This is a genomic window from Neorhizobium sp. BT27B, assembly GCF_050455485.1.
Classification (GTDB): Bacteria; Pseudomonadota; Alphaproteobacteria; order Rhizobiales; family Rhizobiaceae; genus Neorhizobium.
Genome location: NZ_JBCIYT010000016.1, coordinates 12,214 through 29,821 on the forward strand (window position 1 = coordinate 12,214; position 17,608 = coordinate 29,821).

At 60.8% G+C, this 17,608-nt stretch carries 14 protein-coding genes; 5 read left to right on the forward strand and 9 right to left on the reverse strand.

Features of this window, described 5'->3' with window-relative positions:
* Positions 1-28: 28 nt before the first annotated feature.
* The 4 genes from AAIH70_RS27710 to AAIH70_RS27725 all read right to left on the reverse strand — a co-directional run bounded on the left by AAIH70_RS27710 (position 29) and on the right by AAIH70_RS27725 (position 4,161).
* Positions 29-1,657: a CTP synthase gene (locus AAIH70_RS27710; protein WP_132273650.1), complete on the reverse strand. Its 1,629-nt coding sequence runs from the start codon at positions 1,655-1,657 to the stop codon at positions 29-31.
* A gap of 141 nt (positions 1,658-1,798) precedes the next feature.
* Positions 1,799-2,239 carry a preprotein translocase subunit SecG gene (gene secG / locus AAIH70_RS27715; protein WP_132273649.1) on the reverse strand — a complete coding sequence of 147 codons (441 nt, stop codon included), beginning with the start codon at positions 2,237-2,239 and terminating at the stop codon, positions 1,799-1,801.
* A 108-nt stretch (positions 2,240-2,347) separates the two neighbouring features.
* Positions 2,348-3,127, reverse strand: a complete 780-nt coding sequence (gene tpiA / locus AAIH70_RS27720; RefSeq protein WP_430037151.1) for a triose-phosphate isomerase — start codon at positions 3,125-3,127, stop codon at positions 2,348-2,350.
* A gap of 143 nt (positions 3,128-3,270) precedes the next feature.
* Complete coding sequence (locus AAIH70_RS27725) at positions 3,271-4,161, reverse strand: alpha/beta hydrolase family protein (protein WP_132273647.1); 891 nt, start codon at positions 4,159-4,161, stop codon at positions 3,271-3,273.
* Positions 4,162-4,390: 229 nt separating this feature from the next.
* On the opposite strand from AAIH70_RS27725, the gene parE reads away from it, so the two are divergent.
* Entirely contained in the window at positions 4,391-6,436 is a 2,046-nt protein-coding gene (gene parE, locus AAIH70_RS27730) for a DNA topoisomerase IV subunit B (protein WP_132273646.1), read from the forward strand.
* Positions 6,437-6,471: 35 nt separating this feature from the next.
* Here the strand turns inward: parE and AAIH70_RS27735 are convergent, their stop codons facing one another.
* A complete protein-coding gene (locus tag AAIH70_RS27735) occupies positions 6,472-9,039 on the reverse strand; it encodes an HWE histidine kinase domain-containing protein (protein ID WP_430037155.1) in 2,568 nt (855 codons plus the stop codon).
* A 436-nt stretch (positions 9,040-9,475) separates the two neighbouring features.
* Between AAIH70_RS27735 and AAIH70_RS27740 the strand changes: the two genes are divergently transcribed.
* Positions 9,476-10,672, forward strand: coding sequence for an AI-2E family transporter (locus AAIH70_RS27740; protein ID WP_165932001.1), 1,197 nt, complete (start codon positions 9,476-9,478; stop codon positions 10,670-10,672).
* 78 nt (positions 10,673-10,750) lie between these two features.
* Complete coding sequence (locus AAIH70_RS27745) at positions 10,751-11,191, forward strand: hypothetical protein (protein WP_132273643.1); 441 nt, start codon at positions 10,751-10,753, stop codon at positions 11,189-11,191.
* A gap of 11 nt (positions 11,192-11,202) precedes the next feature.
* Here the strand turns inward: AAIH70_RS27745 and AAIH70_RS27750 are convergent, their stop codons facing one another.
* Positions 11,203-12,375, reverse strand: a complete 1,173-nt coding sequence (locus AAIH70_RS27750) for a DUF2336 domain-containing protein (RefSeq protein ID WP_132273642.1) — start codon at positions 12,373-12,375, stop codon at positions 11,203-11,205.
* 113 nt (positions 12,376-12,488) lie between these two features.
* Between AAIH70_RS27750 and AAIH70_RS27755 the strand changes: the two genes are divergently transcribed.
* Entirely contained in the window at positions 12,489-13,142 is a 654-nt protein-coding gene (locus AAIH70_RS27755) for an aldolase/citrate lyase family protein (protein ID WP_132273641.1), read from the forward strand.
* 4 nt (positions 13,143-13,146) lie between these two features.
* On the opposite strand, the gene AAIH70_RS27760 is transcribed toward AAIH70_RS27755, so the two are convergent.
* Both AAIH70_RS27760 and AAIH70_RS27765 read right to left on the reverse strand, forming a co-directional pair.
* Complete coding sequence (locus AAIH70_RS27760) at positions 13,147-13,761, reverse strand: flavin reductase family protein (protein WP_132273640.1); 615 nt, start codon at positions 13,759-13,761, stop codon at positions 13,147-13,149.
* 2 nt (positions 13,762-13,763) lie between these two features.
* Positions 13,764-14,339, reverse strand: coding sequence for a nitroreductase family protein (locus AAIH70_RS27765; RefSeq protein WP_132273639.1), 576 nt, complete (start codon positions 14,337-14,339; stop codon positions 13,764-13,766).
* A 135-nt stretch (positions 14,340-14,474) separates the two neighbouring features.
* On the opposite strand from AAIH70_RS27765, the gene AAIH70_RS27770 reads away from it, so the two are divergent.
* The gene (locus tag AAIH70_RS27770) at positions 14,475-15,449 is read left to right on the forward strand and encodes a hypothetical protein (protein WP_132273638.1); all 975 of its coding nucleotides are present in this window, start codon (positions 14,475-14,477) and stop codon (positions 15,447-15,449) included.
* Positions 15,450-15,537: 88 nt separating this feature from the next.
* Here AAIH70_RS27770 and thrS read toward each other — a convergent pair whose 3' ends face one another.
* Positions 15,538-17,562 carry a threonine--tRNA ligase gene (thrS, locus tag AAIH70_RS27775; protein ID WP_132273637.1) on the reverse strand — a complete coding sequence of 675 codons (2,025 nt, stop codon included), beginning with the start codon at positions 17,560-17,562 and terminating at the stop codon, positions 15,538-15,540.
* Positions 17,563-17,608: the final 46 nt, after the last annotated feature.

Consider the following 17,608-nt stretch of genomic DNA (forward strand, 5'->3'; position numbering starts at 1 on the left):
CCCGGCCGAGGCCGGGTCTTGAACTGTTTTACACAAGCCGGTTCTGTTCCAGAGCCGCTTCAATGAAGCTCTTGAACAGCGGATGCGGATCGAGCGGACGGCTCTTCAGTTCCGGGTGGTACTGAACGCCGATGAACCACGGGTGATCCGGGTATTCCACCGTCTCCGGCAGAACGCCGTCCGGCGACATGCCGGAGAATACCAGGCCGCAGCTTTCCAGCTTGTCCTTGTAGTCGACATTGACTTCGTAACGGTGGCGGTGACGCTCGGAAATGTCGGTCGATCCGTAGATCTCGGCAATCCGCGTGTCCTTCTTCAGGCTCGCAGCGTAAGCGCCGAGGCGCATCGTGCCGCCGAGATCGCCGGCTGCCGCGCGCTTTTCAAGCGCATTGCCCTTCACCCATTCCGTCATCAGGCCGACGACTGGCTCGCTGGTCGGGCCGAACTCGGTCGAGGATGCGTTTTCGATACCTGCAAGGTTACGCGCCGCTTCGACGACCGCCATCTGCATGCCGAAGCAGATACCGAAATAAGGTACGTTGCGCTCACGGGCGAACTGCGCCGCCTTGATCTTGCCTTCCGAACCGCGCTCGCCAAAGCCGCCCGGCACGAGAATGCCGTTGACCTTTTCGAGGTATGGCGCCGGGTCTTCCTTTTCGAAAACTTCCGACTCGATCCACTCGAGCTTGACCTTGACCTGATTGGCGATGCCGCCGTGATGCAGGGCTTCGATCAGCGACTTGTAGGCGTCCTTGAGGCCCGTATACTTGCCGACGATGGCAATCGTCACTTCGCCTTCCGGCTGCTTGATACGGCTGGATACATTTTCCCAGGCATCCAGACGCGGCGCGGGCGCCGGCTCGATGCCGAAGGCTGCCAGAACCTCGTTGTCGAGGCCTTCCTTGTGATAGGCGACCGGAACGTCATAGATATTGGCAACGTCGAGCGCCTGAATGACCGCCGACGGACGGACGTTGCAGAACAGCGACAGCTTGCGGCGTTCGGCTTCCGGGATCTCGCGATCGGCACGGACGAGCAGGATGTCGGGGTGGATGCCGAGCGCCTGCAGTTCCTTGACGGAATGCTGGGTCGGCTTGGTCTTCAATTCGCCCGCCGCTGCAATATACGGCATCAGCGTCAGATGCAGATAGATCGCCGTTCCGCGCGGCAGGTCGTTCTTGACCTGGCGGATCGCTTCCATGAACGGCATTGCCTCGATATCGCCGACCGTGCCGCCGACTTCGCACAGAACGAAATCGTAGTCGTCATTGCCCTCGGTGACGAAATCCTTGATCTCGTTCGTCACGTGCGGAATGACCTGAACGGTTGCGCCGAGGTAATCGCCGCGACGTTCCTTGTCGATGATGTTCTTGTAGATCCGGCCGGTGGTGATGTTGTCGGTCTTGGTCGCCGAACGGCCCGTGAACCGCTCGTAGTGACCGAGATCGAGATCCGTCTCAGCGCCGTCGTCGGTCACGAAGACCTCGCCGTGCTGGGTCGGGCTCATAGTGCCCGGATCAACGTTGAGATAAGGATCGAGCTTGCGAAGCCGAACCCGGTAACCCCTCGCCTGAAGCAAAGCTCCGAGGGCCGCGGCCGCAATTCCCTTCCCGAGGGAAGAAACCACGCCGCCTGTGATGAATACATATCGCGCCATGGGAGTCACCGGTTACCTTTTAACGATTGATTCCGCCAGCCCCTAATGTCCGTTCTTCTGTTGAAAAGCGGCGGCGAGAATCTGCACAAAACAAAACCGGCAGGCTTTTGGCCTGCCGGAGGTTCAAACTTTCGACCGGTATTACTGACCGGTCGGGACAGCCGACGGATCGGCCGGAGCCGGTGCCGGCGTGGCGTTTCCAGCCGCCGGGGCGCTGGCGCCACCATTGGCCGGAGCGGCATCGGACGGTACGCCATTGCTTGCCGGCGGGGTCGCCGGTGCCGGGCCGAGCGAGTTGAGAATGCCACCGCCCGTACCGCGCTGCGCTTCCGGAATGCGATCGAGAATATCGGTCGGACGCGATTCGTAACGAGCCAGAATACCCAGCCCAAGCGAGGTGATGAAGAACAGCGTCGCCAGGATCGCGGTGGTGCGGGTCAGCGCATTGGCCGTGCCGCGTGCCGACATGAAGCCGGAGCCGCCGCCGATACCAAGGCCGCCGCCTTCGGAACGCTGGATCAGCACGACGCCGACAAGCGCGAGCACGATCAGGAGATGGATGACGATCAATACGGTCTGCATAATAATCCAGTCCGCCCCGGATGCCGAGGCCCAGTCAAATCTTTGCGGCTCTTTAGCCGAGGCGCGCGCGCTTTAAAAGCCCTTGCAGCACGTTTTACGCGCTTTACCTCAGGCTGTTTCCGCCACGAGCGGTTCACATGCGGCGTAGATGGCAAGAAAGTCGTCCGCTTTCAAGCTCGCACCACCCACCAAAACACCATCGACATTGTCGATTGCCATGATTTCTCCGGCATTGCCCGGCTTCACCGAACCGCCATAGAGAATACGTACGCCGCGGCCTTCTTCGCCCATGCGCTCCATCAGTTCGGCGCGCATGAAGGCATGCGCCACTTCGATATCGCTTTTGGTCGGCGTCAGGCCGGTGCCGATCGCCCAGACGGGCTCATAGGCGATAACGGTGTTTTCGGCCGTCGCGCCGGCCGGGATGGAATTGAAAATCTGACGTTTCAGAACATCGAGCGTCTGGTAGGCGTCGCGTTCATCCAGCGTTTCGCCGATGCAGATGATGGCAACCAGATCCGCCTCATGGGCAGCTTCGGCCTTGGCGCGCACCAGATGGTCGGTCTCTGCATGGTCGCCACGGCGCTCTGAATGGCCGACGATGACATGGGTACCAAAGCAGTCGGCGATCATGTCGGCGGAAATATCGCCGGTATGGGCGCCCGAAACCTTCTGGTGGCAATCCTGTGCGCCGATCAGCAGCGGACTGTCGTCGCAGAGCGCGGTCGCTACATAAAGCAGGGTGATCGGCGGGCAGAGAAGGGTTTCGACCTTTTCCGAAAGCGGCGTCTTCACACCATCCGCAATGGCCTTGATCTGATCGAGTTCGGCGCGGGTGCCGTTCATCTTCCAGTTTCCGGCGATCAGCGGGCGTATGTCTGGCGTCATGTAAGCTCTGTCCTCATCCCTGTTCCGTATCATCCGCCGGCACAAAAATGCTCACGCCAGACGGACAAGACGTACTTAGACAGTTCAGCGGCAAATTGGTATTCAAAAACGTGAAAACGGTTCAGAACAGTGGTTAACACTGATCATTTTTTCGCGTTAACAAGCAGAAAGTTCAGGATCTCGCGCCAGTCGCTCATGCGGACCGGCGTACCGTGGCCGCCGGTGGCGAACAGGGTGAAGCGGGTCGGATAGTTTTTGGCCAGCAGTGCCCGGTAGATGCCCATCTGGTCCTCGGCCTTGTAGACCTTGTCGACGCTGCCATGGGTGAAGAATACCGGGATACGCGCCTTCGCTGCCGCCGATGCCGGAAAATCCGGATCCGGCGGGCCGCCGAGAACGGCCATGCCGGCGAGGTTCGCAACGGCTGCCTTGTCCCGCGTGATGCCGGCGCAGATGAAACCACCCATAGAAGCGCAGGTAAGGATCACCGGCCGGCTGCCGGATTTTTCAGAAGCATAGCGGATCAGCGCGGCGATATCGGCCACGCCCTTGTCATCGAACGAGCGCACGCTCGGCGAATAATAGGTGCCGCCGTTTTCGACGGCGAGGTTTTTCAGCCGGTTGAAATTGCCGCCAAACGAGTAATCGTTGACGCCGAGGCGGCGATCCCCTCCCCGACCGTGAATGAAAATCACGGTGAAGGCAGCACCTTCGCTTTTGCCGACGCGCGTCACATCGAGACTGCGGCTGCCAAGGGTGAGCGTTTCGTTTTCCTGGGCACGACGCACGCCGAGCGACACATATTGCGATTTCACCCGTCGTTCCGGTTCGGAATCGCGACCGTTGATATCGCGCATTTCCTGGTAATCGATGGCCTTGAAAGCGCCGCCATCTTTGGTCTCAAGCACCGTCTGCTTCGAAAACAGCTCGTCCTTGAACGGCTTCAGCGGTCCTTCAGCTGCCGATACCGGCGCGATACCTCCCAAAGAAACGGCCAGAACCAGCGTGACACGCGACAAAAGAGCTGTGGACATGCGGCGTTTCATGGTGACTGTGACCCTTTCAATCTTGCCTTCGAACGACCGGCAAAGCATCACTTCGCCAAAGGCCGCTTTTATGACCGTTGCGTACGGCATCGCGAAAAGCCCTGCTTTCTGGCAGAATTGCGGGTGATTCGAAACGTCACGCAAACGGGACGGCCTCACATCGCATTATCGCGAAAAAATTTGGCTCTCACGCAGACAGGGTGTAACGACGCCGCCTATGGATGACAACGACCTCTTCGCCAGCATGCCCGCGCAACCCAAGCCCGCGGCAGCAGAACCAGCTCCGGCGCCCGTGCGCGAAAAGACCGAGCCGCGTGCTCCCACCACATCGAGTGGCGAGGAATACGGCGCGTCGTCGATCCGCGTTCTGGAAGGTCTGGAACCGGTGCGCATGCGGCCCGGCATGTATATCGGCGGTACCGACGAAAAGGCGCTGCATCACCTCTTCGCCGAAGTCATCGACAACTCGATGGACGAAGCGGTGGCCGGCCACGCCAATTTCATCGAAGTGCATCTCGATGCCGAAGGTTTCTTGACCGTCAGCGATAACGGACGCGGTATCCCGGTGGAAAACCACCCGCAGGTTCCTGGCAAGTCGACGCTCGAAGTGATCATGACCAAGCTGCATGCCGGCGGCAAGTTCGACGGCGATGCCTATGAGACCTCGGGCGGTCTGCACGGCGTCGGCGTCTCGGTCGTCAATGCCTTGTCGGACGTTCTCGAAGTCGAGGTTGCCCGTAACCGCAAGCTCTATAAGCAGGTCTTTTCCCGCGGCGTGCCGCAGGGCGGACTGCAGGAACTCGGCGATGTGCATAACCGTCGCGGCACCCGCGTGCGTTTCCATCCTGATCCGCAGATCTTTGGCGATCGCGCCAAATTCGATGGCGGCCGCATCTTTCGTATGGCGCGCTCGAAAGCCTATCTGTTCGGCGGCGTCGAAATCCGCTGGAGCTGCGATCCCGGCGTCGTTCCGGAAGGTGGCGAGATCCCCGAAAAGGCCGTCTTCCATTTTCCGGGTGGTCTGAAGGATTATCTGGCCGCGACGCTCGGCAAGGAATTTACCGTTACCCGCGACATTTTTTCCGGTCGCACGGAAAAGACCGGCGGTCACGGCGCGATGGAATGGGCGATCACCTGGTATGGTGGTGATCCGCAGGTACACTCCTATTGCAACACCATTCCGACGCAGGAAGGTGGAACGCACGAGGCCGGTCTGCGCATCGCGCTGACCAAGGGCCTGAAGAACTACGCCGACCTGACTCAGAACAAACGTGCCAAGGACATCACCACCGACGATGTGATGATTTCCGCCGTCGGCATGCTGTCCGTGTTCATCCGCGAGCCGGAATTCGTCGGTCAGACCAAGGACAAGCTGGCGACCGTCGAGGCCCAGCGCCTCGTCGAAAACACGCTGCGTGACCCCTTCGACCACTACCTTGCCGGCAATCCCAACGAAGCGGCAAAGCTGCTCGAATGGGTGATCGAGCGCTCCGAAGAGCGCATGCGCCGCCGCAAGGAAAAGGAAGTCAACCGCAAGACGGCAGTGCGCAAGCTGCGCCTGCCCGGCAAGCTGGCCGACTGCTCGCAGAACACCGCCGAAGGTGCCGAACTGTTCATCGTCGAGGGCGACTCGGCTGGCGGATCGGCCAAACAGGCGCGTAACCGCAAGAACCAGGCGATCCTGCCGCTGCGCGGCAAAATCCTCAATGTCGGTTCGGCCAGCCGTGACAAGTTGTCGGCCAACCAGCAGATTTCCGACCTGATCCAGGCGCTCGGCTGCGGCACGCGGACGAAATACCGCGACGAGGACCTGCGCTATGAGCGTATCGTCATCATGACCGATGCCGATGTCGACGGCGCGCATATCGCTTCGCTGCTGATCACGTTCTTCTATCAGGAAATGCCGGAGCTGATCCGCGGCAATCACCTCTATCTGGCCGTGCCGCCGCTCTACGTCATTCGCCAGGGCGCCAAGAGCGCCTACGCACGCGATGACGCCCACCGGGCGGAGTTGATGGAAACCATGTTCAAGGGCAAGAAGGTCGAAATCGGTCGCTTCAAAGGCCTCGGCGAAATGATGCCGGCGCAGCTGAAGGAAACCACGATGGACCCCGGCAAGCGCACGCTTTTGCGCATCGCCATCGACGACGTCGATTTCGAAGGCACGCGCGAGGCCGTCGACAACCTGATGGGGACAAAGCCGGAAGCACGCTTCCGGTTCATTCAGGAACGCGCGGCTTTTGCCGACAATCTCGACATCTGATTTTTTTACGGATGGACGATTTTTAAGACGCCGCCTCAGTCCTGCTGGGGCGGCGTTTTTCTGTGCTCTTCAAGCACTCTCATCACAGCCGAGATCAGTGCCGCCGCCTCATAGGGCTTGCGAACCACCGGCGCGTCAAAACTTGCCGGAATGATCGCGCGGTCGCTGTAGCCGGTGGCGAAAACGAAAGGCACATTGCGCCTCGTCAGTTCCTCGGCGATCGGCAGCGAGGTTTCCGAACCGAGATTGACGTCGAGAATGGCAACGTCGGGCGTAAAATCACGCAGGCGGCGCAGCGCCTCCGAAGCGGACGGCGCGGTGGTCACCTTGGAGATGCCGTGGTCGGCCAGCATGGTTTCGACATCGGCCGCCACCAGCATCTGATCCTCGACCAGCAGAAGGGCGAGCTCCGACATCAGCGGCGTGGATGCGCCATGCTGTTCGGCCGCCTGCTCGGCCAGTTCCGGAATAATTTCGGTCTCGGCGATGTGGATATGCTGGGCCGGAATCAGAAACCGTCCCTGCACTCCCTCTGCTGCATACTCGACCTTGCTCTTGCCGCCGAGTTCGAACGGCACGCTGCGGTCGATCAGCACGGTGCCGAAGCCGGCGCGCTTGGGCGGCACCACGGCCGGGCCATGGCTTTCGCCCCATGTCAGCTCGCAATCGCCATTATCCAGCTTCTGCCAGTTGATTTCCAGCAGGCCGCCGGTCACCGACAGGGCCCCGTATTTGGCGGCATTCGTTGCCAGTTCGTGCAGCACCAGCGCCATGACCGAATAGGCGCGGCTGTCGAGCCACACATAGGGGCCGAGCAAGGACACCGTACGCGCACCATCACGATAGGGCTTCAGTTCGGCTTCCAGAAGTTCGTGCAAGGCACCGCCATCGCCGCCACGCACGACCTGATCATGCGCGAAGGCGAGCGCCTGAATGCGGCCCTTCAAGGTGGCGATGTAATCCTGAAGATTGCGGCCTTCCTGCACCGGATGGCCGATCAACGCCTTGATGACGGCGAGGATGTTCTTGACGCGGTGGTTGAGTTCTTCGTTGAGCATGCGCTGACGCACGTCGGCCTTGCCGCGCTCGTCCTCCAGCAGCTCGTTGTGATGCAGAACGATCTCGACGAGCACGGAGCGGATCGCCTCGGCGATCTCTTCCTCGCCATCGGTCCACGGCTGCGACTGGCGGTGAACGGTTTCCTTCCAGATCGCAAAGCTTTTGCGGGGCGTCAGGCGGTCGCCCAGCGGTCCCGTCTCGTAGGATTTTTCCGGGTTTCCGGCCCAGTTGAGCGTCTGTACGACTTCGCGGCGGAAGAAGAACAGGTAATCGCGCGGGCGCTGCGACAATGGGATCGCCAGTACGCCGCAGACTTCGCCCGCATAGGCTTCCGCGTCGGGAATATCGCCCACCAGATTATGCGTCGACCAGATACGGCTATTGGCGGCCGAACCGACAAAATCGGCCAGCGGCGCGATCGCTTCGAGCGGTGGCGTCATGCCGGATGGCGTCCATTCGCCCTCAAGCCAGAGGCCTATGCCATCGCACGGCACCATTGCCCGGAATTCGGCGACGGAGCGCCGCAGCAGGCCGCCGAGATCGGTATGATGCGATGCGGTCTGCAGGAACTGGTCAAGGAAACGGCGGGCATCGTTGGTGGTGTCGAGGATCTGCTTCTGGCGCAGTGCGCTCAGGTGCATGGACAGGAACTCGCCGAACATTTCGGCAGCCACACGCTGCGTCAGAGACAGCGTTTTCGGGCTGTAGTGATGACAGGCGATCAGACCCCACAGCTCACCGTCGATGACGATCGAGATCGACATGGAGGCGCCGACGCCCATATTGCGCAGATATTCGCAATGGATCGGCGAAACACTGCGCAGATGCGCAAACGACAGGTCGAGCGGCAAGCCCGCCTCGTCCAGTATCGGCACGACCGGCACACGGTGACCTTCGGCGTCGGAGATGATTCGGATCGTATTGCGCAGGTAGAGCGTGCGCGCCTGTTTCGGGATATCGCTTGCCGGGAAATACTGTCCCTTGAAGCTTTCGAGGTCGCGACGCTTGTATTCGCTGACCACCTGGCCGGCGCCGTCCTGCTCGAAACGGTAGACCATCACCCGGTCGTAGCCGAGCATCGCATACATCAGCCGCGTCGATTTTTCGATCAACTGGTTGATGCTGGAAATGCTGCGCACCCGGCTGATCAGCATGCGTGCGGTTTCCAGCGGCTGGTCCGAATGTTCGGCCGCGGGCTGGAACTCGATGATGACCGAGGTTTCTATACGGTGCACGGAAACGTCAAATGCGCCGGTCTCGTTGACGCGCACGCCCATGCGCAATGCGGCGCGGCTCGGGTCATCGGAAGTCGCCAGCGCGTTGCGAAGCGTGTGTGCCGCCTCACCGCCGATCACTTCATCGAGACGAAGACCGTTGATCTGCCCGGAAACGCCGAGCATTTCGGCCGCATTGGCGGAATGGCGCAGAACAACGGCACCGGTGGCATCGCATGCCAGAAGGCAACCATGCGGCTGGATACTGCCTGGAATATGGATCGGTTCGCGGTCGCAGTTGGTTAGATCGACCGTCATCTTGTCAGGCATATACATTTTCCCTGAAGGCGGAACTCGATCCCACCTCCGATGCGGCTGGCCCATCGTCATCGACAGGTTCACGCGCCACCAAATCCCAGAAACTCCGAAAAACCTCCCGACGCTGCCGACCGGCAAGTACGTCTCGAATTCCTCCCGAAGGCATAAGCCGACCGATACCAGACAATACAGGCGGATATCAGCGCTTTAGCACGTGAGCAGATAGAGCATGACCTTCCGGTTTTCCAGATTACGCCGAAGGTTTCATGAAACATCGACGAAATGGCTGAAGCACAGCCGGCCCGTTTGTCACGATCTTCATATTTCTATCGTAAACTTGATCAATCGCAAGAGAGAGGGTTGCGATCCGGCCCACATGGGGTTCCCTTGCGCAGCGGGGTCACATGGCCCATATGCTGATCAACATTTTAGGGAAGAGCAAGCGGCTGTGAGTGCATCTGACAAAAAGACACCATCCAGAGAACCGCGTTGGCTTGGCCCGGTTGCTTCTTCGAGTATTGCTTTAATTCCATCGATTTCGGCGGCGCGCTGGCTGCTGGTTCTGGTCGTTTTCGCCGGCATCTATTTCTTCCATGGTTTCATCGTGCCGGTGCTGGCAGCCCTTGTCATCGGTTTTGCCAGCTGGCCGCTCTACCGTCGCCTTCTTGCCCGCATCGGCGGCAGCACCACGCTCGGCGCGACGATTGCCATCCTGTTCATCGTCACCTTCCTGCTTGTGCCGATCGGCATCGCGATTTCCTACACGACCGGCGAAGTGCGCGAATGGGTCGGCTGGGCACTGGAGGCAAACCGCATCGGTTCGCCGACACCGGAATGGATCATCGCCCTGCCTTATGTCGGTGATTGGCTGAACGTCCAGTGGGCCAGCCATATCGGCCAGCCCGGAGCGATCGGCGAATATATCCAGATCGTCAGCGGCGCCAATATCGGCAATATCTACCGCGCGGTGGTGGCGGCCGGCGGCGGCGCCTTCCACCTCGTGCTGACGCTGCTGTTCATGCTGATCGCGCTGTTTTTCGTCTATCGCGACGGCGCTTCCTTCTCCCGCCAGATCGACCTGATCGGCGAACGCATCCTGCCGTCGCGCTGGGAGCGCATTTCGCGCGTCGTGCCCGCCACGATCAGCTCCACCGTCACAGGCATGACGCTGATTGCCATCGGCGAGGGCATCGTGCTTGGCATCGCCTACTGGATCGCCGGCGTGCCCTCACCCGTGACGCTTGGCGTCATCACCGGCATCATGGCACTGATCCCCGGCGGTGCGCCGCTCTCCTTCACGCTCGTATCGATCTACCTCGTTGCCAGCGGTTCGGTGTTTGCCGGTATTGCACTTCTTGTCTGGGGCAGTGTCGAGCTGTTCATCGTCGACAAGACGGTGCGCCCGCGTCTCGTCGGCGGCCCGATCAAGCTGCCATTCCTGCCAACCTTTTTCGGCCTTATCGGCGGCGTGAAGACGATGGGTTTTCTCGGCCTGTTCATCGGCCCGGTGCTAATGGCGCTGCTGGTTGCCGTCTGGCGCGAATGGGTGCGCGAGGTGGAGCTGTCGGAACCGCGTGAAGCCGAGGCCGCAAACATTCCAGCGACCGAAACACCGGCGGCGCGTCGCGAAGCCGCTTCTTCCTGATCTGCACGACGCCAGCCTGCCTTGCTGGCGTCACGATCCTTGTCATAAGCTCGGACAGGAAACAGAACCGGGACGCTTATGAACGCCGCCATCATCGCCATGACCATTCTCGGCTGCGACGACGCTGTGAAGGATTGCCAGTATATCGCCACGCTGCAGCAGCGCTGGCCCTCCATCGAGATGTGCAACGCGGTTTCGGAACAGCAGCTGGCGTCCTTCGCCAACGTCTCCTACCCCGTCGTCATCGCCGTCTGTCAGGATCCGACTGCGCCGGAGACAGCCGACAACATCGTGCCGCGCCCGCAACAGCCGGACACCGAGACTGCGGCCAAACCGGCTGAAAAGACACCCGCAACGGAGGCGGAAAAACGCGAGGAAGAGCGCGGCATGGCCGCACGCGCCATCAACCGCGTAACCTCGGCCCTGCCGAGCAGCGACGGCATGCGCACGCTGCTCGGCAAGCCTGTCCGCCTGGTGGAAAACAGCTATTCCTGGGTCGCTAAGAAATTCAGGGACTGACCGCCTGACGATCAGGCCGCAAAGGCCAGATCGCTGGCATAGGAGCGCGCCAGCAGGCGCTCTTCCATCAGATGCAGTTTTTCGATCATGTCGAGCATCTCGGCGAGCGGTGTCATCGGCTGCGCCTGCGCCCTGAAACGTTCGATCAAAGGCTGGCAGATGCTCTGCAGCGAAAAACCGATCGGCGAACGCGCCGCTTCCCGCCACAACAGCACGGCCTCGACGAAAACCACGGCAATGGACCGCTCAAGCCCTGCGGCTTCGAACAGCGCCCGCACGGCGTGCATGCGGCCTGTGGCGAGGATCGAGCGGACCCGTTGATCTTCAAGACCGGAGAGATTGCAGATGGCGCCGGAGAAGAAATCCACCTTGCCGCCACACAGGACATGGATCAGGAATGCCGGCGTCAGCCGCCCCTGCTGGCGAAGATGTTCGACCAGAGACGCGATATCGTGATGCCGCACCGTCCCGGCAATGGCGACTGTTGCCGCCTCGCTTGCCTCACGGGTGACATATTCGATACGCGAAGCGGTCAGTGTCGTGCGCATAAGGCCGCTGGCGGCGAGCGCCTCGCTGATATGGCTGACCAACAGGTGACGGGCATCGGCGCTCAGGTCTTCGCGATCGAGCAGCATGTTGCGCACATCGGCATTGTGGCCGTGGCGCTCGGCAATACGCCGCAGCGTAAAACGCGTGATCGAAGCCGTTTCATTTTCCAGCAGCAGCAGCGCTTCTTCTTCGCCCGCCACTTCGGCAATGGCGGCAGCGATGCCGCGTGAAAGGTTGGGGCGTGAAGCGACGAGCGCCCGCGTGACGATGCTGCCGCGACCGACCAGATCGACCAGATCGGTATCGGTCAGAACCGGCGAACGTGTGATCACGGAGGAGGCGATCAGCGGCTGATCTTCGGCGAGCGACATGATCATACCACGCGGCGCATCGGGAGAATCGGCCACGGCCTCGGCCAGTGCGGCGCGTACGACGGGCGAGGAATCATCCAGTAGATGCGTCAGCGCCATGACGGCCGCCTGACGTTTCTCATCCTGCACGGATGAGGCAAGATAGCCCCGTGCCAGCGCATGGGCAGCCTTTGCCCGGTCTGCTGGTCTGGCGGTTTCCGCCCAACGAAGAAAAGCCTGTACGATCACCCCGAAACCCCAATACAAAAGGAGCGTTAGCCGCATTCACCCTACGAACTGCACGCTACGGACAAATCGTTTAAGATTGGTTCACCATAAGACTTAACCACGCCCGGAGAGTATTTCTGTCTGTTTTACTGCCGACATCATGGCTGATCGTGCCATTCGCCAATACTCTCTCCGCTGCCGCGCAAACCGGCACCGGCACGCTGGTCACCGACCTTCGGGAGGCGCGTGATGGTGGTGACGTGGCCGATTCTCCACGTTCCGACGCGCTCGATCACCGCGGAGCCGCGCTGCTACCGCCTGTAACTTCATCGGCCATGACGCAGGTGCTCGACATCTGCCTGGCAAAAGGTGCCGGCATCGTTTTTCTGTCCGGCGCACGCCATGGCGCGGACCTGCAGCATCTCGATGTTCTTCTGCAGGTGGCGGAAGCCCGCGCCGGCATGACGGCGGGGGCGACGCGAATCGTTGCAATGGCAGGTGACAATCCGCATGGCCTGCTGGCGGCGGCGAGTTTTGCGGACAAGAGCGCCCGTCTGATCGGTCTCGGCTGGGATTCGGCAGCGCTTGCCGTCGCTATGGGGGCAAAGGCAGAACTTGGCGCCGACGTCGCCTCGAATGCGCGGGCGACATTGCTGCTCGCAGCGGCAGCAACAAACGTCGTTGCAATCGACACCGCTGAAGTGGAACCCGATACAGACACATTCCGGACAAACTGCCTGCACGCCAGGGCGCAAGGTTTTTCAGGAAAAATGACCGGCACGCCTTGGCAGGTGCCGGTCATCCAATCGGTTTTCGCAGACTGACCGCTCAGCGCTTTGGCGTCGAAGGCCTTGTCATTTCAAAAACATCGGCACCGCCATCGGCATAATCGCGATAGCCCATGCGGCCAAGCGGCCGGGCGATGCCCATATCCACCCTGCCCTCACGAAGAATGTCCTCGCTGAGGTGAATGCCGACCACCTGTCCGAACACAACGATCGCTTCGGCCTTGGAACCATCGATCGTCTTCGGCTCGACAATCTCGGTCACCCGGCACTCCAGCGCCGCATAGGCCTCGCCCACAAAGGGCGCATCGACCAGCGTGCCGAATTTCGGCGTCATCCCCGCGATGGCAAACTCGTCGACGCCGTACTCGACGCTGATCGACGAAACATTCATCTGTTCGGCCAGATGGCGGCTGGCGAGACTGGCGGTAAAGACGCCGGTGTCGCGGGCATTGCGCAGACTGTCCTTGTGGCCGCTCGATGCGAACATCACCAGCTTGGGATTGTCGGAAATGGCATTGAAGAACGAATAGGGCGACAGGTTCAACGAGCCGTCCTGCCCCTTGGTGCCGATCCAGCCGATCGGCCGTGGCGACACGATCGCCTTGAACGGATCATGCGCCAGACCGTGGCGGTTGTCATCTGTGCTGTAAAACATGCTCACTCCGTCCAGGTGACGATATCGGCAAGCTCCGGCCGCGGGCGATCCGGCGTATTGAAATCGCTGGAGCCGATATGGATGAAGCCGGCGGCCTTTTCGCCTTCCATGATGCCGAGTGCAGACTGCACGCGCGCGTCATAGGTGATCCATTCGGTGCGCCAGTTGGCGACATAACCATGCGCTTCGCAGGCCATCACCATGTTCAGGCAAAGCGCACCGGCAGACAGCACCTGCTCCCATTCGGGGATTTTTCCGTGCGGGGCAGCCGTGCTCACCACGGCGACGACCAGAGGCGCGCGGGTGAAGCGATTGAGTTCCGCCTGCTGCGCAGCCTCTGGCATGTCCGGAGCCTTTTCCAGAGACAGCCGGAGAAACTCCTTACCGAGCCTGGCGCGCGAATCACCGCGATAAACGATGAAGCGCCAGGGGGCGATCTTGCCATGATCGGGCACGCGTGACGCAAAACGGAGAATTTCTTCCAGTTCCGTCTGCGAAGGACCGGGCTCCCTATACTGCGCCACCGGCGTGGAATGGCGTTGGCGCAGGTAGTCGATCAGCTTGATATCATTGCCCATGGTCACACTCGCATTATTGACAGTTCGATGACGGACGCATCCGGCATACAGGACCGTTTTTGACACAGGCCTTGAATTTGCCTTGGCGTTGGTTTTCAAGTGAAGTCTGCAACAGCAAGAGTCAATCCGGGCGAAATGACCAGAACCTCCATTGCCGCATATGTGATGCTTGGCGCCGCGCTGATGACAGCGTCGGTCACGCCGTCTTTTGCCCAGGACGCATTCCAGAATTTCAAGCAGCTCGGCGGCTCGACCAAGATGCCGAAGCTCAACGCCTTCTCAGCAACGCCAGGCGCGCCGGCAGGCGTGCCCGCCCGTAACATCGCCTTTGAAGCAAAGCTGACGAAGGACGGCGAAGCAATGAAGGACGGGCTGGCATGGCGCGTCTTCGGCCCCATTCCGGGCGCCGATGGCAAGTTGCCGCTGCTGGCCAGTTCGGATGGCGGCACTGCCGATTTCCAGCTCGCGCCCGGTGACTATTTCGTCAATGTCGCCTTCGGCCGGGCCGGTGTGACGCGCAAGCTCTCCGTGCCGGAAAACGGTCAGGTCAGCAAGCAGACCGTCGTGCTCGATGCCGGCGGCTTCGTGCTCAACGCCGTCACCGGCTCCGATGTCCGTATTCCGCCCGCACAGCTCAGCTTTTCCGTCTATTCGTCGGAAACCCGCGAGGATGGCGAACGCGGACTGGTGATTGCCGACGTCAAACCGAACAGCATCGTGCGGCTTAACGCCGGCACCTATCACGTCGTATCGGAATATGGCGGCGTCAACGCGGTTGCCCGCGCCGATATTCAGGTCGAGGCCGGCAAGCTGACCACAGCGACGTTGCAGCACCGCGCCGCCCAGATCACCCTGAAGCTGGTTTCGCAGCCGGGCGGCGAGGCAATTGCCGATACCGCATGGTCGGTGCTGACCGCATCGGGCGATATCGTCAACGAAAGCGTCAGCGCATTTTCGACCATGGTTCTGTCCGAAGGCGACTATCTCGCCGTCGCCCGCAACAAGGACAAGATCTATCAGCGCGACTTCACCGTGAAATCGGGCCAGAACGCCGATGTGGACGTTCTGCTTTCGGCACACGCCCAGACGGCCAACGCCGACCTCGAATGATCCGGGCAACGCTTCGCCGATCACGTCGAATGTCCAACATGAATCGAAAACGGCGCCTGTGAGACACAGGCGCCGTTTTGTTTTAAGATCAGGCAGAAAGCTTGGCCTTGCGGGCCGCCAGCTTGCGCTTGACGTCCGGCGGTGTCGCTTCATCGGACAGCGAGGTGATCGCGTCTTCCAGCGACATCGGCGTCTGCGCCTGCGAGCCGAGACGGCGGATGTTGACCGAGCGGTTTTCGGCTTCCTGACGACCGCAGACGATGATCACCGGAACCTTGGTGACCGAGTGTTCGCGGACCTTGTAGTTGATCTTCTCATTGCGGAAGTCGGTTTCGACCTGCAGACCGGCATCGCGCAGCGCTTCGGCCACTTCACGACCGTAATCGTCGGCATCCGAAGTGATTGTGGCGACGACGACCTGCGTCGGCGCGAACCACAGCGGCATGTGGCCGGCAAAGTTCTCGATCAGGATGCCGAGGAACCGCTCCATCGAACCGCAGATGGCGCGGTGGATCATCACCGGTTGGGTCTTTTCCGAGTTCTGGTCGATGTAGAAGGCACCAAACCGTTCCGGCAGGTTGAAGTCGACCTGCGTCGTGCCGCACTGCCATTCACGGCCGATGGCGTCCTTCAGCGTGTATTCGAACTTTGGACCGTAGAACGCGCCCTCGCCCGGCAGGATGCCGGTCTTGATGCGACCGCCCGACTGTTCCTCGATCGTCTTCAGGACGTCCGTCATTACGCTTTCGGCGCGATCCCACAGATCGTCGGTGCCGACACGCTTTTCAGGGCGGGTCGAGAGCTTGACCACGACTTCCTCGAAGCCAAAATCCTCGTAGACCGACAGGATCAGCTGGTTGATACGCAGGCATTCGTCGGCCAGCTGCTCGTCGGTGCAGAATACGTGCGCATCGTCCTGCGTGAAGCCACGCACGCGCATCAGACCATGCAGCGCGCCGGACGCTTCGTAACGGTGCACGAGACCGAATTCGGCGAGACGGATCGGCAGTTCGCGATAGGATTTCAGGCCGTGCTTGAAGATCTGCACGTGACCCGGGCAGTTCATCGGCTTCAGCGCGAAAACGCGGTTGTCGGCTTCCTCGTCATCCGCATGCGTGAACGCATAGGCGGATTTCACCGCAAACATGTTCTCCTGATACCAGCCCCAGTGACCGGACGTTTCCCACAGCGAGGCATCGAGCACCTGCGGCGCGTTGACTTCCTCATAGGTGCCGGCCAGACGGCGGCGCATGTAGGATGTCAGGGTCTGGAACATGCGCCAGCCCTTGCCGTGCCAGAACACCACGCCTGGACCTTCTTCCTGGAAATGGAAAAGATCCATCTCGCGGCCGAGCTTGCGGTGATCGCGCTTTTCGGCTTCAGCCAGAATATGCAGATACTGGTCGAGTTCTTCTTGGCTGGCCCATGCCGTGCCGTAGATGCGCGTCAGCATCGGCTTGGTGGAATCACCACGCCAATAGGCGCCGGCAACCTTCATCAGCTTGAAGGCCGTGCCGATCTGGCCCGTCGAGGCCATGTGCGGACCACGGCAGAGGTCGAACCAGCCGCCCTGATTGTAGATCTTCAGATCCTGACCTTCCGGGATCATGTCGACCAACTCGACCTTGTAGGCCTCACCCTTGTCGCCAAATACTTGCTTGGCCTTTTCGCGCGTCCAGATTTCCTTGGTGAAGGCTGCGTTCTTCTGGATGATTTCCTTCATCTTCTTTTCGATCTTCGGCAGATCGTCGGGCGTGAAGGGCCAGTCTTCGCCGCTATCCGGATGGATGCGCTTGAAGTCGTAATAAAAACCGTTCTCGATGACCGGGCCGATCGTCACCTGCGTATGCGGCCACAGTTCCTGCACGGCCTCGGCCATGACGTGGGCGGCATCGTGACGGATCAGTTCCAGTGCACGCGGATCGGTGCGGGTAACGATCTCGATCGCACCGTCTGTGACGGGATCGGAGAGATCGCGCAGCTCGCCATCGATGGTGATCGCCACGGACTTCTTGGCCAGCGACTTCGAAATCGACTCGGCGACGGCAGAGCCGGTCGTGCCGGCGTCGTAAACGCGGACGGAACCATCGGGAAATGTAAGGGAAACGGACATGTTGAATTCTCCTAGCCAGTCCCGCCAACGAATGCGGGTGGTCAAA